The following is a 21,278-nucleotide window of genomic DNA, read 5'->3' on the forward strand; positions in this document are numbered from 1 at the left end:
GCTTGCCTCACTTGTGATCGGGAAGGACTTCCTTCTCGGCCAGCGCCTCGGCGATCCAGCGTGCCACCGCCGGATGCGCGCACACGCGGTCGGCGTAGGCTTGCAGGGCCGGGGCCAGCGGCACCTGGTAGCTGATGAAGCGCATCACCACGGGCGCGTAGAAGGCGTCGGCGATGGAGAAATCGCCGAACAGGAAATCGTGATGGCCGAACTGCGACAGGCATTCTTCCCAGATTTCGCAGACGCGGCCGATATCGGCCTGCGCCTCGGGAGTACGGCCCTGGCCGGGGTAACGACCGCGGATGTCCATGCTCATGGCGCTGCGCAGGCCGGTAAAGCCGGAGTGCATCTCGGCGCAGATGCTGCGGGCGATGGCGCGGGCATCGGTGCGTGCCGGCCACAGACCACGGTCGGGGAATTGTTCGGCCAGGTATTCGCAGATGGACAGCGAATCCCAGATCGCGATGTCGCCATCCAGCAGCACCGGCACGCGGCCGGAGCCGGTGTAGCGGGCGATGTCGGCGGCGGTATCGGGCTGGTCCAGCAACACGCGCACTTCCTTGAAGGGGATGTCGAAGGCGACCATGGCCACCCACGGTCGCATCGACCAGGACGAGTAGTTCTTGTTGGCGATCACCAGCGTGGGCATGTGGCGGCCGGCTTTTTGCAGCGTCTCGGACAGTACCGGATCAAGTTCAGTGTCTTGCATGGGGGCTCGTTTCTTGAAGGTCAAAAGCGCGGTGAGCGACAGGCTCAGCGCCGCGCGGTGCTGCGAAAAAGGTCGAACTGCTGTTGCGGGCTGCGCGAGGACAGGTAGCCGGGGACGATCTCCTCGACCGACCGGGGGGCAAGCCGCAGTTCGGCTGCGATAGGGCCGTGCAGTACGTTGTCCACTTGCATGGAGGCCACGTTGTCGCGGCTCATCAGCTTGCCGGGCAGGTGTTCCAGGACGAAGGCCTGCAGCCAGCCCAGGGCATCCGGCAAGCCCACCACCGGGCGCGGATGGCCACTGTACCAGCCCGCCAGACGCACCAGATCACGCAGGGCGTATTGCCTGGGCCCGCCCAGCTCGAACACCTTGCCGCCCAGGCGCGGCAACGCCAGCGCATTGACGAAGGCCTGTGCCACGTCACCCACATAGACCGGCTGGAAGCGCGCCTGGGCGCTGCCCAGCGGGATCACGGGGAACATCCGGTTCAGGCCGGCAAACATGTTGAGGAAGTTGTCGCCCTCGCCAAACACCACCGACGGCCGGAAGATGGCCACGTCCAGCGCCGGCGAGGCCAGTGCCTCCTGTTCGCCGGCTGCCTTGGAGCGCAGGTACATCGACGGCCCCTGGGCATCGGCGCACAGCGCGCTCATGTGCAGGTAGCGCGGTACGCCTTGCTGCGCGCAGGCGGCGACGATGCGGCGCGGCAGCAGGACATGCTGGCGTTCGAAGTCGGGCCCATAGGGCGCGCCACCGCGTGCCGGGCGCGACTGCAGGATGCCGACCAGATTGATGACTGCATCAGCCTCGGCCACCAGCCGCGCCAGCACGGCGTCGTCATGGATATCGGCCTGTACCACGCTGACCACCGGCGACACCAGCAGATGCTTGGCGCGCTCGTAGCGGCGCGTGGGGACCATGATGCGATAAGCGGTGCTGCTGCCCAGCAGTTCCACCAGCCGCGTGCCGATGAAGCCGGAACCACCGATGACGAGGATCTTCCTGACTGCCATTTGTCACTCTCCGATTTCCTGTTGGCCGCCGGCCATTGCCGACGGCGCGGGCGACGGGATCAGGGCAGGTCGGTGGCGACGCTGGAATTGGGCGCCACCGTGCCCATGCGCTGCTTCAGCGATTGCGGGCGGTTCTCGAACATGGCCGCATAGTAGGTCGCATTGGACATCACGTTCTTGACATAGCCCCGGGTTTCATTGAAAGGGATGATCTCGGCGAAGATCGCGCCTTCCACCGGACGCGGCAAGGTCGCGCGCCAGGTACGGGGGCGGCCGGGGCCGGCGTTGTAGCCGGCGGTGGCCAGGGTTTCCGAACCTTCCATGTTGTTGAGCACCATGTCGAGATAGCTGGTGCCCAGCAGCAGGTTGGTGTTGATGTCATTGACCTGGTCGGCGGTGAATTCACTCATGCCGATCTTCTTGGCGACGAACTTGGCGGTAGCCGGCATCAACTGCATCAGGCCGGAGGCACCCACATGGGAACGGGCCGACTTGATGAAGCGCGATTCCTGGCGGATCAGGCCATAGACCCAGGCGTTCTCCATGCCCAGCGGCTTGGTGGCGGCGTTCATCTCGGGCAGGTGCGGGGCCGGGAAGCGCTGGGTGAAATCGAATTCACTGCGGGTGCGATCAGAGGTATTGACCATGCGGTCCAGCACGTCGCTCTGGCGCGCGTACTCGGCGGCGGCCAGCAGCTGGCGGTCGCTCATGTTGCGCAATTCCCAGTTCCACTCGCGGATGGCTTCGAAGCGCAGGTTCAACTGATAGAACTTGAGCGAACGCTTGAAGCCGGCATTCTGCGAATACAGCGCCACCTCGCCTGCACCGGGCGGGGTCGGTCCGGGCGGGATGCTGATCTTCTGGCCCAGCTCTTCCAGGGCCAGCTGACCGTAGAAGCTGAAGTTGGGCGCGATCGATTCGAACAGGCGCCGCGCGGCGTCGGTCTGCCCTTCTTCCTTCAGCGCACGGCCCAGCCAGTAGACCCAGGCGGTGTCGCTGCGCAGCGGGGCCGGCATGGCTTCGATGGTCTTGCGCACGGTCTTCCAGTCGCCATCGCGCAGGGCCATGCGGACCTTCCACTGCATGGCATCTTGTGTGAGCGCTGCATCCTTGGCGCGGCGCCAGTAATCGGAAGCTTCCGGCGCCAGCTTGTAGGACGCCGCCAGCGCAATCTGCGCCCAGCCCTGGGCGACTTCCTGTGCCGTCATGTTGCGCCCGGCATCGCCGAGATAGGTGGCGGCCTGGGTCGGATTGCTCTTGGCGATGCGGCCCAGCGCGATGATGTAGAGCTGGTGGTTGGCAGCCCCCTTGCCCGGCCCCTTGGCCAGCATCAGCGCCGGGCGGTCCATGACCTGGGTGACGCCGACATCGCCGCTATCGACCAGCACGGCAGCGCGACGGGCGACGGTGGCATTGCCGTTCTCGGCCGCCTGGCGGATCTGGAACCAGACATCGGCCTGGCTGAACTGGCCGTTCTGGGCCAGCGTGGAGATCAGGTCGCTGCAGCCCTGGCCATAGTCCTTGGGGTTGCTCAACAAGGCACGTGCTTCTTCGGCCACGTTCTCACCCTTCAGGGCGCGCGAGTTGAGGGCGAAGCACTTGACCTGGACATCGTCGTTGAGCACGAACTTGGGGTATTGCTCGTCGAAGACGGTCCAGTTGCCGGTCTTGCCCAATGCCAGCAGCCAGTCGTTGCGCAGGCGGTCGACGATGGCCTGGCCATCCCAACGTGCCAGGAAATCGCGGATTTCCTGTTCACTGGCGCTATAGTCGCGCACGCGCGGCTTGAGGCGGTAGTAGTCGACGTAGGAGGCCAGTTCGTAACCGGACAGGCGCGCGGCCAGGTCCTGCGCCAGCGCGGCATTGTCGCTGGCAGCGGCCTGGCGCAGGGCGAGGAAGAGATCGTCGGGCGCGGCGTCCGGCGCCAGGCGTTTCTGGGCATGGGCCGCTGGCGCCGCGATCAGGACGGTGCCGGTCGCCACGACCAGGGGCAGCGCCAGCGAGGTAGCCAATGAGGCGGCCAGCGCGCGCAGGCGCTGGTTGAACGGATGTTTCTTCGGACGCATACTCATGCAAGCTTCTTCATGCAGATTGATGGAACAAATAATGAACCCAAGCATAGCACGCGATGCACCCGCGCCGGAGACCGAACAGGCCCTCGCGGTGCTGCGCAAGAATGCCCTGCGCGCCGACCTGCTGGGACGTCGCAAGGCCCTGGGCGACACGGACAAGCTGCACGCCGAACAGCGCATCGGCCAGCGTGTGGTGGATTGGTGCGTCGGCTCGGCCATCACCAGCCTGGCGGTATATCAGCCGATACGGCGTGAACCCGACCTGGCTGACGCCTATAACGCGCTGGCAGCGTACGGCGTGGACCTGTGCCTGCCGGTGGTGGTGGGGCGGGAGATGCCGCTGGAGTTTCGCCGCTGGCGCCCGGGTGATGTCCTGGAAAAGGATGCCATGGGTACCAGGGTGCCGCCGGCGGGTACCGCAGTGGTCCATCCGCAGGCCCTGCTGATTCCCTGCCTCGGCTTCAACGAGGCCGGGTTCCGGCTGGGTTACGGGGGTGGCTTCTATGACCGCACCCTGGCCGGCCCGGTGCGGCCGCTGGCGGTGGGCGTGTGTTATGGCTTCGGGCTGGTGGTGTTCGAACCGCAGGCGCATGACGTGCCGCTGGATGCCATCCTCACCGATGGCGGCTGATGTCGGCTGATGTCTTCCAACCATTCGCCATTATCGATTGAACAATGAAAAAGCCGGGCCAAGGCCCGGCTCTGCAACTGGCACCCGCTTGCCAGGTGGGGCGTTACTTGACCAGTTGCTGCCAGATCGCCTCGGTGGGGGCGGCCTGGTTCAGTGAATAGAAATGCAGACCCGGTGCGCCACCGGCCAGCAGGCGCTCGCACAGTTGCGTGACCACATCCTGGCCGAAGGCGCGGATCGATTCCGTATCGTCGCCATAGCTGGCCAGCTTGAGGCGGATCCAGCGCGGGATCTCGGTGCCGCACATGTCCGAGAAGCGCATCAGCTGCGAGTAATTGGTGATGGGCATGATGCCGGCGATCACCGGTACGGTAGCGCCCAGGCGAGCAGCCTCGTCCACGAAGCGGAAGTAGGCATCGGCGTTGTAGAAATACTGGGTGATGGCCGCATTGGCGCCGGCCTTGACCTTGCGCGCGAAATTCTGGACATCGTCCTCCGGCGAACGGGCCTGGGGATGCATTTCGGGGTAGGCCGCCACTTCGATGTGGAACCAGTCGCCGGTCTCGGCGCGGACGAACTCGACCAGTTCGTTGGCATAGCGGAATTCGCTGGATGCCTGGTCCATGGCGCCATAACCACTGGGCAGGTCACCGCGCAGCGCCACCAGGCGCTTGATACCGTTGGCGCGGTAATCGTCCAGGATGGCACGCAGGCTGGCACGCGAGCTGCCGATGCAGGACAGGTGCGGTGCAGCCTGATGGCCTTCGCCGATGATCTCCAGCACGGTGTCGCGGGTGCCCTGCTGGGTGGAGCCGCCGGCGCCGAAGGTCACCGAGAAATAGCGGGGCTGCAGTTGGGCCAGCCGGGCGCGGGTGGCGCGCAGCTTTTGCGCGCCTTCGGCGGTCTTGGGCGGGAAGAATTCGATACTGAAATTATGCGTACTCATTGATTCGATCCCGATTTCAGCAACAGCGTCGACAAGGCCCAGGACACGATGCTATAGAGCAGCGCGCCGCCCACGGCAGACCAGAATCCGGCCACGTGGAAGCCGCCCACCAGTTGCGCCACGACCCAGAACATCAGGCCATTGATGACCAGGATGAACAGACCCAGCGTGACCACCGTCACCGGCAGGGTCAGCACGACCAGCACCGGGCGCACGATGGTATTGACGAAACCCAGGATGAGCGCCGCCAGCAGGGCCGAGCCGAAGCTGTCGACCTGCACCGAGTGCATCAGGTAGGGGACGGCCAGCAAGGCCAGGGCATTGATGAGCCAGGTCAGCAGCAGGCGCACGGAGATTCCTTTCGACCCCGTCAGGGGAGTGATGAAGACAGCAGCGGCCACTGTGAGCGCGGCGCCCCTCGGGACGCCGCACAGGCCGCTGGATCAAACGTTGCCAACCATGCAGGGCCGGCGTGAAGCCGGCCGCTGGCATGGATCAGTAGCGGTAGTGTTCCGGCTTGTACGGACCTTCCAGCTTCACGCCGATGTAGGCGGCCTGCTCTGGCGTGAGTTCGCTCAACTGGGCGTTGAGCTTCTTCAGTTGCAGGCGGGCGACCTTCTCGTCAAGGTGCTTGGGCAGGGTGTACACGCCGACCGGGTAGGCCTTGGTGTTGACGAACAGTTCGATCTGGGCAATGGTCTGGTTGGCAAACGACGAGCTCATCACGTAGGACGGGTGACCGGTGGCGCAACCCAGGTTGACCAGACGACCTTCGGCCAGCAGGATGATGCGCTTGCCGTCCGGGAAGATCACATGGTCGACCTGCGGCTTGATGTTTTCCCAGGTGTACTGCTTCAGGGCGGCGACTTCGATTTCGTTGTCGAAGTGGCCGATGTTGCAGACGATGGCCTGGTCCTTCATCTTCTTCATGTGCTCATGGGTGATCACATGGTAGTTGCCGGTGCAGGTGACGAAGATGTCGCCATGTTCGGCGGCATAGTCCATGGTCACCACGCGATAGCCTTCCATGGCGGCCTGCAGGGCGCAGATCGGGTCGATCTCGGTGACCCAGACCTGGGCCGACAGCGCGCGCAGGGCCTGGGCCGAACCCTTGCCGACGTCACCGTAGCCGGCCACGATGGCGACCTTGCCGGCGATCATCACGTCGGTGGCGCGCTTGATGCCGTCCACCAGCGATTCGCGGCAGCCGTACAGGTTGTCGAACTTGGACTTGGTGACCGAGTCGTTGACGTTGATGGCCGGGAAGGCCAGCTTGCCTTCCTTGTGCATCTGGTACAGGCGATGCACGCCGGTGGTGGTCTCTTCGGTGACGCCCTTGATTTCCTTGAGGCGCTTGGAGTACCAGTTGGCATCCTTGGCCAGGTAGCGCTTGATGGCGTTGAAGAGGCAGACCGCTTCTTCGGAGTCCGGCTTGGCCAGGACCGAGATGTCGGTCTCGGCGCGGGCACCCAGGTGCAGCAGCAGGGTGGCGTCGCCGCCGTCGTCCAGGATCATGTTGGAATAGCCACCGTCGGTCCATTCGAAGATGCGGTGGGTGTATTCCCAGTATTCGTCCAGGTTCTCGCCCTTGACGGCGAACACCGGGGTGCCGTTGGCAGCAATCGCGGCAGCGGCATGGTCCTGGGTCGAGTAGATGTTGCAGGAAGCCCAACGCACTTGCGCGCCCAATGCTTCCAGGGTCTGGATCAGCACGGCGGTCTGGATGGTCATGTGCAGCGAACCGGTGATGCGAGCGCCCTTCAGGGGCTGGGAAGCAGCGAATTCCTCGCGGATCGCCATCAGGCCCGGCATTTCGGTCTCGGCGATCTTGATTTCCTTGCGGCCCCAGTCAGCCAGGTTGATGTCGGCGACGATGTAGTCTTGTTGAGTAGTCATGGCAATGGCGCTGTTCACGCCCTCCTTTCATGAAAAAGCCAGAAAAAAAGTAACGTGAGCGCGGTTGCCAGGCGCGGTGCGCCTGTTCATCGCTGCAAGCCTGGCAGGGGTTGTCCCTGTCGCAACGCTCCTTGCGGCGGTGAGGCATTGTGAGGATTGACGTACCGGACGCAATGCCGACATCGGTACGGGCAGCGGATGAAGATGTTCATCCGCGGGAACAGCATTGTAGCGCGGGCCGGGCGTTAGTCAATGCCCGGCCCGCGCTGGCAGGGTGCGTATTACAGACCGGCCGAAGCACGCAGGGCGGCGACCTTGTCGGTACGCTCCCAGGTGAATTCCGGCTCTTCGCGGCCGAAGTGACCATAGGCGGCGGTCTTGGCGTAGATCGGGCGCAGCAGGTCCAGCATCTGGACGATGCCCTTGGGACGCAGGTCGAAGTGTTCCATCACCAGTTGCGCCAGCTTTTCGTCGCTGATCTTGCCGGTGCCGAAAGTGGTCACCATCACCGAAGTCGGCTTGGCGATGCCGATGGCATAGGACACCTGGATCTGGCAACGCTCGGCCAGGCCGGCAGCGACGATGTTCTTGGCCACGTAACGACCGGCGTAGGCGGCCGAACGGTCGACCTTGGACGGATCCTTGCCGGAGAAGGCGCCACCGCCGTGGGGTGCAGCACCGCCGTAGGTATCGACGATGATCTTGCGGCCGGTCAGGCCGCAGTCACCCTGCGGGCCACCGATGACGAAACGGCCGGTGGGGTTGATCAGGTAGCGGGTGTTCTTGAGCCATTCGGCCGGCAGCACCGGCTTGATGATTTCCTCGATGGCAGCTTCGTGGATATCCTTCTGCTCCATCTCGGGCGAATGCTGGGTCGACAGCACCACGGTGTCGATGGCGACCGGCTTGCCGTCCACGTACTTCAGGGTGACCTGGGACTTGGCGTCCGGACGCAGCCAGGGCAGGCGGCCGTCCTTGCGCAGTTGCGACTGGCGTTCCACGATGCGGTGCGCATAGTAGATAGCAGCCGGCATCAGTTCCGGGGTTTCGTTGCAGGCGTAGCCGAACATCAGGCCCTGGTCGCCGGCACCCTGCTCCAGGTCCACTCCCTTGCCCTCGTCGACGCCCTGGGCGATGTCAGGGGATTGCTTGTCGTAGGCGACCAGCACGGCGCAGCTCTTGTAGTCGATGCCGAAGTCGGCATTGTCGTAGCCGATGCGCTTGATGGTTTCGCGGGCCACATCGATGTAGTCGACATTGGCGCGGGTGGTGATTTCACCGGCCAGCACCACCAGACCGGTGTTGCACAGGGTTTCGGCGGCCACGCGCGATTGCGGATCCTGGGTGAAGATGGCATCCAGGATGGCATCCGAGATCTGGTCGGCGACCTTGTCGGGATGACCTTCGGAAACGGATTCGGAAGTGAAGAGATATTCGTTGGACATGCAAGCCTCTGACTGAAAACGATTTAGCAATGTCGCGGCCCATCGTTAGTCGTGCCTGCGACGCTTTAGCGAAATTTGTACCCCGTCTCGCAAGTTGTCATTAACTCGACGGCTTGTGCTATTTTACGCGTCTTGCGATTTTATGCAATTTGGCGGCGGAAGCGCCCCGCTCAACCGTTATCGGCACGTATGCTCGTTTCTTTATTCCGCCTGCTGTCCTTCCTGCCCTTGCCAGTATTGCATGCCATCGGCGTGGTGACGGGCTGGCTGGTGTTCCTGCTCTCGCCGTCCTACCGGCGCCGTCTGCAGAACAACATTGCCCTGGCCGGACATCGCGCCAGCCTGTTCAAGGCGGTCGGCGAGGCGGGCAAGGGCATGTTCGAGCTGCCGTTCATCTGGTGTGCCTCTCCCCGCCGGGTTCTGCGCACGGCACGCCTGCGCAACTGGGAGATGGTGGAGCAGGCGCTGGCGGCCAAGTCCGGTGTCATCTTGCTTACGCCGCACCTGGGTTGCTTCGAAATCTCGGCCCAGGTCGTGGCGCACCATACCAGCCTGAGTGTCCTCTACCGCCCCCCGCGCAAGGCTGCCCTCAAGCCCCTGATCGAGGGCGCCCGTGCCCGCGCCAACCTGCACCTGGCCCCGGCCAACCTGGCGGGCGTACGCATCCTGCTGAAGGCGCTGAAGAATAGCCAGGCCATTGGCCTGCTGCCGGACCAGGTGCCGCAAAACGGCGAAGGCGTCTGGGCCGACTTCTTCGGCAAGCCGGCCTACACCATGACCCTGCCCGCCAAGCTGCAACAGATGAGCGGTGCGCCCTTGCTGCTGGTCTATGCGGAAAGGCTGTCCTGGGGACGCGGCTTTGACGTGCACTTCGTTCCATTTGAAGGTGAACTTCCCGAGTCGCCGGTACAACAGGCCCGCGCCATCAACGCCGCCATGGAAAAACTGATCGCCCACTGCCCGGCCCAATATATCTGGAGCTACAACCGCTACAAGACACCGCCCGGCGTGACCCGCCCCGGGGAGGCATCCTCATGAGACTGCTCCTGGCCATCATGTGGCTGCTGCACTGGTTGCCCCTGCCCATCCTCGGCCGCCTGGGCGAAGGTATCGGCGCGCTGCTCTATATCTATATGCGTCCCCGGCGTCATATCGCGCTGACCAACCTGCGCCTGTGCTTCCCGGAGAAGACCGAAGAAGAACGCGTACGCATTGCCCGCGAGCATTTCCGCCTGTTCGCCCGCAGTGCACTGGAACGCGGCATCCTCTGGTGGGCGCCGGTATCGCGTCTGCGCCGGCTGATCCAGGTCGACCCGGGCATGCCGCTGGAGACCTTCGCCAAGGGCCCGACCATCCTGCTGGCGCCGCATTTCGTCTGCCTGGAAATTCCCGGCGCGACCCTGGGCGTGTTCTCCGAATATTCGGCCTGTACCATCTATACCAAGCAACGCAATGCCGTCATCGACCGCGCACTGCTGAAGGGCCGTCTGCGTTTCCGGCCAGCAACCCTGCTGGCGCGCGAACAGGGCGTCAAGCCCATCATCCGCGCCATGCGCAAGGGCCTGCCCTTCCTGATGTTGCCGGACATGGACTTCGGCATCCGCGACGCCGAATTCGTGCCTTTCTTCGGGGTACCCGCCGCCACCCTCACAGCCACGGCCCGCATCGCCGCGGCTACCGGTGCCGCGGTGGTGCCTGTGGTCTGCACCTTCCTGCCCAACTACAAGGGCTGGAAAGCCACCTACTATCCCGCCTGGACCGACTATCCGGGCGAGGACATCGTGGCCGCCACGCGCCGCATGAATGCCTTCATCGAAGAACGCGTACGTGAGCATCCGGCTGAATACTTCTGGGCCCACAAGCGCTTCAAGACCCGTCCGCCGGGCGAGCCGGACGTCTATGGACGTGACGCGGACTGAGCAGCGAGCGCGACGGCCAGCAGCCGTCCTATAATCTGCACATGAAAATCAAATTTACCAAGATGCATGGCGCCGGCAACGACTTCGTCGTCCTCGACGCCGTCAACCAGGCCATTTCGCTTACCCCTGCCCAGTGGCAGTTCATCGCCGACCGTCGCTTCGGCATCGGTGCCGACCAGATGCTGGTGGTGGAAAAAGCACAGGGTGCCGGCATCGATTTCCGTTATCGCATCTATAACGCCGATGGCGGCGAGGTCGAGCAATGCGGCAATGGCGCGCGCGCCTTCGTGCGCTTCGTCACCGAAAAGGGGCTCACCGACAAGCGCGCCATCCGTGTGGAAACCATGTCCGGCGTGATCGAACCGCGCCTGGAAGACGACGGCCAGATCACCGTGGATATGGGCGCCCCCATCCTGACCCCGGCCGACGTTCCCTTCGACAGCCATGGCCTGCAGCATCGCAGCGAGGCCGAAGACAATTTGTGGCCGCTGGACGTGGCCGGCAAGACCACCTGGATCTCGGTGGTGTCGATGGGCAATCCGCACGCGGTGCAACTGGTCGATGACAGTGAAGCAGCGCCGGTACTGACCGACGGTCCGCTGATCGAACATCACCCGCGCTTCCCCAAGCGCGTCAATGCCGGTTTCATGCAGGTGGTCGATCGCCATCACATCAACCTGCGTGTCTATGAACGCGGTGCCGGCGAAACCCTGGCGTGCGGCACCGGCGCCTGTGCCGCAGTGGTGGCCGGCATCCGGCGCGGCCTGCTGGATTCACCGGTGGCGGTGCAGACCCATGGCGGCGTGCTCAACATTGCCTGGGCCGGCCCGGGCGAACCGGTGATGATGACCGGACCGGCGGTGACCGTGTTCGAAGGCGAGATCGATTTGCCGGATCAGCTCTGAGACAATTTAATACACATATGAAAACGGCTTGCTGAACACATCAGCAAGCCGTTTTCATTTGCCTGCGACCTTGGAAGGCCGTGGCGCGGCGGTTCAAGCAGCCAGATCCTGTTCTTCCACCTCGTCGTCCTCCTGCACCTGCGGCAACACGCTCTTGAGGCGGTACAGCCGCTGACGATAATTGCCTTCCGGACCGGCGGGGCCACAATCCATGTCTTCGAACAGGCGTCCGATGCGATTGAGCGTACCGCGCTGCTCTCCCGTCTCCACCAGGATCAGGCGCCGCTTGCTGCGCGCATACTGGCTGCGGATGTCCACCATCAGGCAATGACCGCAATCGGCCTGTTTCAGATCGATCAGCAGCGCTTCCGGCCGGGTCAGCCCGAACAGGGCCGCCAGTTCGATGCGTGCCGCCAGGAAGGGATGCGCATTGATCTGCTCGCGACTGAGCTGCGCGCGCGCCCGCATCGCCCATTCGGCAGCCAGGGGGCGATCGGCGACCTTGTCCAGCAAGGTCCGCGCCTGCTGCGCTCCCTGAGTGGCGGCCTTCTGCAACCAATACAGGGCACGCACGTCGTTGCCCGGATCATCGCGACGGTTACGCCAGGCGCCCACCCCGCATTCGACCTGCGCTTCCACATGGCCCATCTCGGCAGCACGCTCGAGGTAATGCTGCACGTCAGCCAGATTGCGTTGCGAAAACTCGGGCTTCAGATAGATACGCGACAGGACATACCAGGCCGCTGCCATGCCCTGCTCCCCGGCCAGGGTGAGCCAGCGGATGGCCTTCTTGTAGTTGGCCGAACCCTGGCCGGCAAAGCGCCGCACGCCCGCCTGGTCCAGACGTCCATATAAAAGACCCAGGGCCAGCTGCGCGTCACGGTCGCAGGCCAGCGCGGCCAGTTCCAGCAATTGCTGGGCGTGCAACAGGTCGGGACGCTTGTCAGCCATATGGACCTGGGCCAGGCGATACAGCAGCTGGATGTTCTGCGCGCCCAGCGCCGCCGCCAGGGCCTCGGAGGGGGCATTGAGTTGCGCCACCGTGCCCTCGTGCTGGCGCAATAGGGCGTCAGCCAGGGGCTGGGCCCGCTGGCGGAAGGTGGCGAAGTCGGATTGCCGCCAGGCCGCGTCGGCCAGCGCGTGCTGGGCTTGTTCGACGCCGGCGTCAGCGGCTTTCTTCGTCCACTGATGCAGCTCCTCGGCCTTGTCCGCCGGCGCGGGCGACTGCGCTTCGCCAGGGATGGCGTTCGAAGAGGCTGCAGTGGCGGGAGCCAGCATGCGCTCGCCCTGCCGGGCTAATAACCACTGCGCGTCCGGATCCCCCTCGCGGGCGACCACTTCCAGGGCGCGGATGGCCTTGTGCTTCAACTCGACGCTGATGGTGGCGGTGACGGCAGGGTTATCCAGCACCAGCCGCGCAAACACCAACCCGGCGCGCGTCAGGCCGGCGTCGAATGCACGTTCGTACCATTGCGCAGCTTCCTGCGGCTTGGCCAGCGGTACCACGACCTCATAGGGAATATGCTGGGCGATCAGCATCCAGGCATCGGCCAGCCCCTGGCGCGCCGCCCGCTCCAGCCAATGAAAGGCAGTGCCTGCACTTTGCGGCAAACCATTACCGCCAAACAGATAACGCTTGCCCAGCGTCAATTGCGCCTGCGCCTCTCCAGCACGCGCGGCGCGGATGATTGCAAGATCCTCGCGATTGGCCATCAGACCTCCACGTCCGGTCAGAAAGCCAAAATTATGCCCCACAATCGACATTTCTTTAAAAATGACTCGAAAAACTATCAGAATGCATCTTTTTGACAACAAGCGTATTGACGAGACGATGCGGATCAAGTTTGCGTCATACCTGCCGTTAATGAGTGACAAGCTGAGTGCCAAAATTTGCCTGTCATGCATTGACGGGGTGGAAAGCGTTTGAAAAAAACAACACTCATACTGCACTTTGGCGCTTTCAACCAAAATTCCTCCCCCCACGTGACCAATCTGCGGCCACGCCAAATGAGAACCCTTAATGTCTCACCATCCGACCAGAAGTACGGATCCTCAAGACTATTTTTATAGAAGGATGTCAAATGAAAAAATCTCTGCTGGCACTGGCCGTCCTCGGCGCGTTCGCAGGTGCTGCTCAAGCACAAAGCTCCGTTACTATCTACGGTATCGTTGATACCGGTATCGCTTACTCCAGCAAGGTTACCGGCGCCCCCGGCGGCGGCACCGGCAGCAAGTTCGGCCTGAACTCCGGCGTGATCCAAGGTTCCCGTCTGGGCTTCAAGGGCGTTGAAGATCTGGGCGGTGGTCTGTCCGCAGTCTTCAATCTGGAAGCTGGCTTCACCAACGACGACGGCGGCCTGCAAGGCAGCGACAACGTCACTACCTCCAACCTGTTCCGTCGCAAGTCGGTGGTCGGTCTGGCTGGCGGCTTCGGTACCGTGCTGCTGGGTCGTCAAACCGACTTCGCTGACACCCTCTCCGCTTACACTTCGATCAACGACTTCGGCGGCGTGGTCTCCAACTCGGGTTCGGGTCTGAGCCGCCTGCAAGGCACTCGTACCAACAACTCGATCAACTACACCACTACCAACCTGAGCGGCTTCACCGGTAACCTGATCTACGGCTTCGGCGAAACCGCTGGCAAGACCTCTGCTGGCCAATCCTTCGGCATCGGTGGTAAGTACGACAACGGTCCTCTGGGTCTGGGTATCAACTACTACCAATCCAAGGCCGGCGCGACTCCGTCTGACACCAGCCTGATCCCGGTCACCGCCGTGGGTACCACTCCTGCTGCTACCAACGTGTATACCAACGCTGCCAACATCGGTAGCTCCGCTCAGAAGGTCTTGAACGTGGTCGCTTCGTATCAGTTCGGCCCGGCACGCGTGTACGCCAACTACTCGCGCGTCAAGCAAGACCTGAACACCATCGGCACCGCTGGCTTCACCTCCGCTCGTACCCTGGGCGCTTCGAAGAAGGCTGACATGTACGAAGTCGGTACTTCGTACGCTCTGAGCCCGTCCCTGAAGCTGATGGCTGCTGTGGACCACACTCGTGCCGACATCGACGGCAGCGGCACCAAGGGCAAGCTGACCCAAATCTCCCTGGGCGCTGACTACTGGCTGTCGAAGCGTACCGACCTGTACGCCTTCGTGTCCAACATGCGTGCTACCGACATGATCAACCCGGGCGTGACCGGTGGTTCGACTGGTTCCGATGCCAGCCAAACCGCTATCATCACCGGTATCCGTCACAAGTTCTAATTCATGGATCTGAAACTGGCATGAATGTGTCAGTTTCAACCTGAATTGAGCCTGAGCTGGAACGAAAAAGGCCTGCATGAGCAATCATGCAGGCCTTTTTCTTTTGCCTTTCCTTTACCTTCCCTTGCTTTTTCTTGTCGCACCAACATGCTTTGCACGCCATGGCAGGCAAGGCCGCCTGGCCACGCCGGCGATGATTGTCAGCATGTCCGATAGCGAGGATAATCTCGCGATATTTCCGGCACGCCACCTTTTGCCTGCCGCTGGTACCTCACTCACAGACCCTCGACGATGACCTCCGAACTGGATTCCAACCTGATTGCCGACTACCTGCTGGAACATCCTCATTTCTTCGAGGAGCATGCAGAGCTGCTTTCGACCATCAAGTTGACCAGCCCGGTAATGGGCCGCGCGGTCTCGCTGCAGGAGCGGCAGATGGAAATCCTGCGCGAAAAGATCCGCGTGCAGGAATTGCGCATGGCCGACCTCATGCGTATCGCCCAGGAAAACGACGAGATCACCAACAAGTTCCAGGCCTGGAGCCGCGCCCTGCTGTTGACGCGCGACGCCGCCGACCTGCCACGCACGCTGGTCACCCAATTGCAGGAAATCTTCCACGTGCCGCAAGTGACCGTGCGCCTGTGGAACCTGGGCCAGGCCCATGCCGACAACTGGGCCACCCGGCAAGTCTCGGACGACGCCCGCATCTTTGCCAACGGTCTGTCGGCGCCCTTCTGCGGTCCCAATAAGGAATTCGAAGCGGCCACCTGGCTGGACGATGCTGACTCGGTGAAATCGGTCGCCATCCTGCCACTGCGCGTGGGTGCAGCGCCTGAAGCCTTCGGCCTGCTGGTACTGGGCTCGCCGGACCCGAGCCGTTTCACCTCCGACATGGGGACCGATTTCCTGACCCGCATCGGCGAAACCGGTAGCGCCGCACTGGCCTGCCTGCTGCGCTGATGCACCGCCTGGCAGAGCGGCCCTGTTCCGTTCTGCGCACGCCGCCAATGTGAAGGATGACGCCATGGATGGCACCGCCTCCGCCCTGATCGGCCACTATCTCTCCTTTTTGCGCGCCCAGCGCAAGCTGTCCCCCCATACACTGGACAACTACGGCCGTGACCTGCAGGAATTACGCTCGCTGCTGGCGCCGGCCGACGCGGACGCATCTACTGCCGAGCTCGATCTGCGCGGCGTCACCCAGGTACAGATCAGGAAATGCGCCGCCCGGCTGCATGCACGCGGCCTGAATGCCCGCTCGATTTCACGCAAGCTGTCGGCCTGGCGCGGCTTCTTCGGGTGGTTGTCGATGGAAATCGAACTGCCCGCCAACCCGGTCGATGGCGTCAAGCCCCCCAAGAAGAGCAAACCCCTGCCCAAGGCGCTGGCCGCCGATGATGCCGTGCGCCTGGTCGCACAGGCCGATCCGGGGCGCGACCCCGACTCCACCCTGGCGGCCTGCAATCGCGCCATGTTCGAATTGCTCTATTCGAGCGGATTACGCGTCTCCGAGCTGGTGGGCATCGACGTGGCCGATATCGGCGAAGGCAGCTATGAGTCCGCCGGCTGGATCGACCTGGGAGAAGCCGAGGTCACCGTCACCGGCAAGGGTGGCAAGAAGCGCAAGGTACCGGTGGGAAAAGCCGCCCTGCAGGCCATCAGCGACTGGCTGCCGCTGCGGGCCGGCCTGGTGCGCGCCGATGGCGGCACCGACTGCCATGCACTTTTCCTCAACGAGCGGGGCGCCCGCATGTCGCCCCGGGTCACGCAATTGCGTTTGAAAGCGCATGGCAAGGGTGTGGAAATGGCGTCGGACGTGCATCCCCACATGTTGCGGCACTCCTTTGCCTCGCATGTGCTGCAGAGCTCGGGCGACCTGCGTGCGGTACAGGAAATGCTGGGCCATGCCTCCATCACCGCGACCCAGGTCTATACCGCGCTGGACTTCCAGCGCCTGGCCCAGGTCTACGACCAGGCCCACCCCCGCGCGCGCAAGGGCGGCAAGGACAACAACAACTAGCCGCGACCGCCGCTACGGCTGTCGGCGCGGGAGGGTGAGCGCCGCATGGGCTAAAATAGATGACCGGCGCTTGCTGCGCCGCCAAGTTTCTCTGCCAGTGACCTGGCTCCTCGAACGTTCCAGCCGATGCCGACCATGAAAGCCAAAGCCGCCGACCACTCCTCCGCCAGCACCAGCGCGCAAGCCGCGACCGTGACGGCGCTGGCCGAGGCGCAACTGCGCGAAGCCGGCGTGCGGGTGACGCAGGCCCGCGTGAATGTGCTGGGAGCATTGCTGGAAACCCGCAGTGCGGCGTCACACCAGGATATCCAGGATCGCTTCGCCGACATGGACCGGGTCACGCTCTACCGCGCCCTGGATTGCCTGACCGAGGCCGGCCTGGCGCACAAGATTTCCAGCGATGATCGGATCTTCCGCTACAGCGCCGGTGCCGATCATCCCGAGCACGGCCTGCACGACCACTCCCATGGCAAGCAACACCAGCACGGTCATTTCAAATGCACCCGTTGCCACCGCGTGTTCTGCCTGGATGCCAGCGATGGCACCGATTTCCTGGCGACCGTCCTGCCCGATGCCGATCGGCATCGCTCCACCGCCGCGCAATTGCAGTCGGCCCTGCGCAAGACACTGGGCAAGGGTTTCCAAAGCCACGAAGTGGAGCTGACCATCAAGGGCTGGTGCGCCGATTGCGCCGACTAAGGCCAGCCCGGCCACTCAGCAACCCAGCAACCCCATCCTCGCCTAGCGCAAGGCTCCCAGCGCCGCCAGCCGGCGCGGCAACTGCCGCACTGAACGAACCTTCACATCAACGAAACCCGGTAAGCGGCTCAAGGCGCGCTGTCCCCCCATATGTCCCAGGAGCGCCTGGCTGCCGCGCAGGTACTGGGTCACCCAGGCAGTACGCACGCCAAGTTCACGGGCACTTTTCAGGTTATCTACGGTGTCCTCGACCAGGATGCAGCGACGCGGCGCGATCTTGTGACGCGCCAGCAGCTTGCGCAGCATCAGCCGCGAAGGCTTGGGCCGCAACTGGCGATGCACGTGCATGCTCTCGATGGAAATGTGATGCGAGAAATGGCGGTGCAGCCCCAGATGCCGCACCAGTTCGCGTGAATAACGGCGGGGCGCATTGGTGAGCAGGATCTTGCGTCCCGGCAGTTGCTGCAGCCAGCGGCCGATGCCACGCTCGGCACGGACCATGCCGGGCAGGTCATCGAAGAGGTGTGCCTCGTGCAGGAACTCATCGATATCCATGCCGTGATGGCGCACCAGGCCCAGCAGGGTGGCACCGTACAGTTTCCAGTAATGCCGGCGCAGATAGTTCACCGCCGCCTCGTCGCTGGGCTGCCCGTCGTTCTCCAGCACCCGCTGGATGATGCGGTTCATGTTGGTGTTGATGGCCGGGAAGATCGCGTGCGAGGCGTTGTGCAGGGTGTTGTCGAGGTCGAACAGCCAGAGCGGTGTAGTATTGGACGCCATAAATCGGACCGGCGCGCCTGCCAGCAGGCATGGACGCACCTTCAGCAAAGAAAGGCCAGCAGTGAACGGATTGATGCAACGGGTGATTATAGTGAGTTTGACCTGGTTGTCCTGCTTTAACTTCTCCCTCCCCGCCCATGCGGCCGCTACCGGCGAGGGACAAAGCAGTATCCCGCCGCGCGGCGCGCTGTATCAGGTCTCCGATGGTCGCCATTCCCTGCTGCTGTTCGGCACCATCCACGTGGGTGCACCCGATTTCTATCCGCTGGAGCCGCGCCTGACCCGCGCCCTGTCTGCCGCCCCCGTGCTGGCGCTGGAACTGGACCCGGACAATGGCGCCGCGATGCAGAACGCCGTGCAGCGCTATGCCCTCTACCCTGACGGTCAGCGCATCCAGGACCACCTCGATCCCGCCCTGGCGCAGCGCACGATTGCCACGCTGGAACGTATGGGCCTGCCGCTGCAGGCTGTACAGCACATGCGTCCATGGATGCTGGCCATGGCCCTGACGGTGCAAGAATACGGGCGCCACGGTTACCGCACCGACCTGGCCGTGGACAGCCATCTGGCCAACGCCGTGCGCGCCCACGGTGGCAAAGTAGTCGAACTGGAGAGCGCGGACCGCCAGATGAGCCTCTTCAGCCAGCTTACCGAAGCACAACAGGCCGAATTCCTGGCCGATACCCTGCGCGAACTGGATGACGCCGCCCTGAGTCGCAAGCTCGACCTGCTGGTGACCGCCTGGCGTCACGCTGACAGCGCCGGCTTCGCCACCGCGCTCAAGGACATGCGGCAGGATGACAGCTTCGCCACCCGCTTTACGCTCAAGACCCTGCTCCAGCAACGCAATCCCGGGCTGGCCAAGGGCGTGGCCGACCTGCTGCGCCAGCATGACGGCGCCGTAGCGGCGATCGGCATCCTGCACCTGGTGGGACCGGACAGCGTGCCGTTCCTGCTGAAGCAAAAGGGATTGCAGGTCAAACAACTCTATTGAGCTGTACCACGCCTTGACCGGCGGGCATAAAAAAATGGATGAGCATGCTCATCCATTTTTTGTCCTGCCGACTACCCGACGCGGTATCAGTGCGAGCGGATCATGGTCCCGAAGGCCTGTTCGGTCAGCACTTCCAGCAGCAGCGAGTGTTCGATGCGACCGTCGATGATGTGCACCGTGTTCACGCCCGACTTGGCCGCATCCAGGGCCGAGGAAATCTTGGGCAGCATGCCGCCGGAAATGGTGCCGTCGGCAAACATCTCGTCGATCTCGCGGGCCGACAGGTCGGTCAGCAGATTGCCGGCCTTGTCCTGGACACCGGCGATGTTGGTCATCATGATCAGCTTTTCGGCGTGCAGGATTTCGGCGATCTTGCCGGCCACCACGTCGGCATTGATGTTGTAGGCCTGGCCGTCGTCACCGAAACCGATGGGCGAAATGATGGGGATGAAGGCATCGTCCTGCAGCGCCTTGACCACCGCCGGGTTGATCGCCTCGATCTCGCCCACGTAGCCGATGTCCAGGAACTGGCCCGGATGCTCCTTGTCCGGCATCTGCATCTTGCGCGCGCGGATCAGGCCGCCGTCCTTGCCGGTCAGGCCCACCGCCTGGCCACCATAGTGATTGATCAGCATCACGATGTCCTGCTGCACTTCGCCGCCCAGCACCCATTCCACCACTTCCATGGTCTCTTCGTCGGTGATGCGCATGCCCTGCACGAAGGTCCCCTGCTTGCCGATCTTCTTGAGTGCCGCATCGATCTGCGGGCCGCCACCGTGGACCACCACCGGGTTCATGCCGACCAGCTTCAACAGGATCACGTCACGGGCGAAGCCGTGCTTGAGGCTTTCCTCGGTCATCGCATTGCCACCGTACTTGACCACGATGGTCTTGCCGTGGAATTTACGGATATACGGCAGCGCCTCGGCCAGGATTTCGGCTTTGATCTGGGGGGCTACGTTGGTCAGGTCGGTGGTCATGGCAATGTCCTGTCGATGCGATGAGGGATGGGTGACGGGTAAAGGTTAGGGACGGGATTTTACATGGAAAGCCGCCCGGCTTCGCAGCGCAACATGCGGCGTGTCCGATCCAGACAACGCCGCCGCCTTCAGGCGCTGCAGCCGCGGATTTCCTGGTCCGGGAAAGCGCTCTTGATGTTGTCCAGGGCGCTGCGCGCCTCCGGTGTCAGATCCCGCAACTGGAACACCTGCTTACCGGCCCCGGAGCGACGCGCAATGATGCGGGCGCTACGCACCCCGCGCGAGATCAGCTGGCTGACATAGGCCTTGGCCGCCTCCTCGGTGCGGAAGATGCCCAGCGAAACACCCGAGCGCAATGCCGGGTTGGGGAAACTGTCAGGAATGACGTAGAAGTCGCCGATGCCCAGGCGACGCAGCTCGGCGATGCGCCGGTCGGCTCCCTCTCGGCCATCCTGGGGGGGGATGTAGACCATGTGGCTGGTCACATCCTGGGTCAGCTTCTGGACCACCTTGTCACCCAGGTTGAGACTGGCAAGCTGGGCCGAGAAGCGACGGGCATCGGCAGCCGTGAAGTTGCCGACCTCGGTGCAGGAAGGGGTAACGGCAGCGACCTGAGGCGCCGTCGTGGCTGGGGTGGATGGGGTTGCTGAGGTGGCCGGCCCCGCCGGCGTCGCTTGCGCAGCGGCGGCAGGTTCACTTGCAGCAGGCGTGGCGGCGGCCGGGGCGGTGGCAGCGGATGCTGCGGCGGACGCCCCCTCGGCGCTGGCAGGCGCGCCGGGCGCCGGCTGCGCCCGCAACTGGGAGGCCAGCTTCTCGCTATTGGCCGGCAGCACGCTCAACAGCTCGGGATGCAATTGCTCGGCCAGGCGCTGCGGCTCGCGTCGTTCGGTCGCGCTGGCGCCGAAATAGCCGCGCGGCAAGCCGAACAGGACCACGTTACCGACCAGCAATAGCCAAAAAAGCAGTTTCAGCTTCATCCGTGCCTTGTCTTTCCTTGTCTTTGCCT

The 21,278-nt window shown here is 63.6% G+C and carries 20 protein-coding genes and 1 riboswitch; of the genes, 9 read left to right on the forward strand and 11 right to left on the reverse strand.

Annotation, left to right across the window (positions count from 1 at the left end):
• Positions 1–7: 7 nt before the first annotated feature.
• The 3 genes from BTM36_RS10265 to BTM36_RS10275 are packed head-to-tail and all read right to left on the reverse strand — an operon-like array spanning position 8 to position 3,794.
• Positions 8–709: a glutathione S-transferase family protein gene (locus tag BTM36_RS10265; protein ID WP_006465142.1), complete on the reverse strand. Its 702-nt coding sequence runs from the start codon at positions 707–709 to the stop codon at positions 8–10.
• Positions 710–753: 44 nt separating this feature from the next.
• Positions 754–1,722: a complex I NDUFA9 subunit family protein gene (locus BTM36_RS10270; RefSeq protein WP_077236187.1), complete on the reverse strand. Its 969-nt coding sequence runs from the start codon at positions 1,720–1,722 to the stop codon at positions 754–756.
• A gap of 59 nt (positions 1,723–1,781) precedes the next feature.
• Positions 1,782–3,794, reverse strand: a complete 2,013-nt coding sequence (locus tag BTM36_RS10275; protein ID WP_077236188.1) for a lytic transglycosylase domain-containing protein — start codon at positions 3,792–3,794, stop codon at positions 1,782–1,784.
• A 34-nt stretch (positions 3,795–3,828) separates the two neighbouring features.
• On the opposite strand from BTM36_RS10275, the gene BTM36_RS10280 reads away from it, so the two are divergent.
• Positions 3,829–4,425 carry a 5-formyltetrahydrofolate cyclo-ligase gene (locus BTM36_RS10280; RefSeq protein ID WP_254426972.1) on the forward strand — a complete coding sequence of 199 codons (597 nt, stop codon included), beginning with the start codon at positions 3,829–3,831 and terminating at the stop codon, positions 4,423–4,425.
• 103 nt (positions 4,426–4,528) lie between these two features.
• Here BTM36_RS10280 and metF read toward each other — a convergent pair whose 3' ends face one another.
• The 4 genes from metF to metK all read right to left on the reverse strand — a co-directional run bounded on the left by metF (position 4,529) and on the right by metK (position 8,712).
• Positions 4,529–5,371 carry a methylenetetrahydrofolate reductase [NAD(P)H] gene (gene metF / locus BTM36_RS10285; protein ID WP_077236191.1) on the reverse strand — a complete coding sequence of 281 codons (843 nt, stop codon included), beginning with the start codon at positions 5,369–5,371 and terminating at the stop codon, positions 4,529–4,531.
• Complete coding sequence (locus BTM36_RS10290; RefSeq protein WP_006465147.1) at positions 5,368–5,721, reverse strand: phage holin family protein; 354 nt, start codon at positions 5,719–5,721, stop codon at positions 5,368–5,370. The genes metF and BTM36_RS10290 overlap by 4 nt, the downstream gene beginning before the upstream one ends.
• Positions 5,722–5,866: 145 nt before the next feature.
• Positions 5,867–7,285: an adenosylhomocysteinase gene (ahcY, locus tag BTM36_RS10295; RefSeq protein WP_039876876.1), complete on the reverse strand. Its 1,419-nt coding sequence runs from the start codon at positions 7,283–7,285 to the stop codon at positions 5,867–5,869.
• 31 nt (positions 7,286–7,316) lie between these two features.
• Positions 7,317–7,406, reverse strand: a riboswitch (S-adenosyl-L-homocysteine riboswitch).
• 142 nt (positions 7,407–7,548) lie between these two features.
• Positions 7,549–8,712: a methionine adenosyltransferase gene (gene metK, locus BTM36_RS10300; RefSeq protein WP_077236193.1), complete on the reverse strand. Its 1,164-nt coding sequence runs from the start codon at positions 8,710–8,712 to the stop codon at positions 7,549–7,551.
• 189 nt (positions 8,713–8,901) lie between these two features.
• Between metK and BTM36_RS10305 the strand changes: the two genes are divergently transcribed.
• From BTM36_RS10305 to dapF, 3 genes are read left to right on the forward strand one after another with little or no spacing between them, the layout of a single operon-like run.
• The gene (locus BTM36_RS10305; RefSeq protein WP_077236194.1) at positions 8,902–9,750 is read left to right on the forward strand and encodes a lysophospholipid acyltransferase family protein; all 849 of its coding nucleotides are present in this window, start codon (positions 8,902–8,904) and stop codon (positions 9,748–9,750) included.
• Complete coding sequence (locus BTM36_RS10310; protein ID WP_077236195.1) at positions 9,747–10,631, forward strand: lipid A biosynthesis acyltransferase; 885 nt, start codon at positions 9,747–9,749, stop codon at positions 10,629–10,631. The genes BTM36_RS10305 and BTM36_RS10310 overlap by 4 nt, the downstream gene beginning before the upstream one ends.
• Positions 10,632–10,672: 41 nt before the next feature.
• Complete coding sequence (gene dapF / locus BTM36_RS10315; protein ID WP_006465152.1) at positions 10,673–11,536, forward strand: diaminopimelate epimerase; 864 nt, start codon at positions 10,673–10,675, stop codon at positions 11,534–11,536.
• 93 nt (positions 11,537–11,629) lie between these two features.
• Here dapF and BTM36_RS10320 read toward each other — a convergent pair whose 3' ends face one another.
• Positions 11,630–13,249, reverse strand: a complete 1,620-nt coding sequence (locus tag BTM36_RS10320; RefSeq protein ID WP_077236197.1) for an SEL1-like repeat protein — start codon at positions 13,247–13,249, stop codon at positions 11,630–11,632.
• A gap of 368 nt (positions 13,250–13,617) precedes the next feature.
• Between BTM36_RS10320 and BTM36_RS10325 the strand changes: the two genes are divergently transcribed.
• The 4 genes from BTM36_RS10325 to BTM36_RS10340 all read left to right on the forward strand — a co-directional run bounded on the left by BTM36_RS10325 (position 13,618) and on the right by BTM36_RS10340 (position 17,518).
• Positions 13,618–14,799 (forward strand): porin, encoded by a 1,182-nt coding sequence (locus BTM36_RS10325; protein WP_077236198.1) that lies wholly within the window; start codon positions 13,618–13,620, stop codon positions 14,797–14,799.
• Positions 14,800–15,090: 291 nt separating this feature from the next.
• Positions 15,091–15,759 carry a DUF484 family protein gene (locus BTM36_RS10330; protein WP_006465155.1) on the forward strand — a complete coding sequence of 223 codons (669 nt, stop codon included), beginning with the start codon at positions 15,091–15,093 and terminating at the stop codon, positions 15,757–15,759.
• A 64-nt stretch (positions 15,760–15,823) separates the two neighbouring features.
• The gene (locus BTM36_RS10335; RefSeq protein WP_077236200.1) at positions 15,824–16,819 is read left to right on the forward strand and encodes a tyrosine recombinase XerC; all 996 of its coding nucleotides are present in this window, start codon (positions 15,824–15,826) and stop codon (positions 16,817–16,819) included.
• 126 nt (positions 16,820–16,945) lie between these two features.
• A complete protein-coding gene (locus tag BTM36_RS10340; RefSeq protein ID WP_006465157.1) occupies positions 16,946–17,518 on the forward strand; it encodes a Fur family transcriptional regulator in 573 nt (190 codons plus the stop codon).
• A 42-nt stretch (positions 17,519–17,560) separates the two neighbouring features.
• Here the strand turns inward: BTM36_RS10340 and BTM36_RS10345 are convergent, their stop codons facing one another.
• Entirely contained in the window at positions 17,561–18,298 is a 738-nt protein-coding gene (locus BTM36_RS10345; RefSeq protein ID WP_077236202.1) for an HAD-IA family hydrolase, read from the reverse strand.
• A gap of 91 nt (positions 18,299–18,389) precedes the next feature.
• On the opposite strand from BTM36_RS10345, the gene BTM36_RS10350 reads away from it, so the two are divergent.
• Positions 18,390–19,292, forward strand: coding sequence for a TraB/GumN family protein (locus BTM36_RS10350; RefSeq protein ID WP_254426973.1), 903 nt, complete (start codon positions 18,390–18,392; stop codon positions 19,290–19,292).
• A gap of 86 nt (positions 19,293–19,378) precedes the next feature.
• On the opposite strand, the gene argB is transcribed toward BTM36_RS10350, so the two are convergent.
• Both argB and BTM36_RS10360 read right to left on the reverse strand, forming a co-directional pair.
• Complete coding sequence (gene argB, locus BTM36_RS10355; protein ID WP_006465160.1) at positions 19,379–20,272, reverse strand: acetylglutamate kinase; 894 nt, start codon at positions 20,270–20,272, stop codon at positions 19,379–19,381.
• 128 nt (positions 20,273–20,400) lie between these two features.
• Complete coding sequence (locus BTM36_RS10360; RefSeq protein WP_077236205.1) at positions 20,401–21,249, reverse strand: SPOR domain-containing protein; 849 nt, start codon at positions 21,247–21,249, stop codon at positions 20,401–20,403.
• Positions 21,250–21,278 lie beyond the last annotated feature (29 nt).

The sequence above is a fragment of the Herbaspirillum sp. VT-16-41 genome (assembly GCF_001994935.1).
Taxonomy (GTDB): domain Bacteria; phylum Pseudomonadota; class Gammaproteobacteria; order Burkholderiales; family Burkholderiaceae_D; genus Herbaspirillum; species Herbaspirillum frisingense.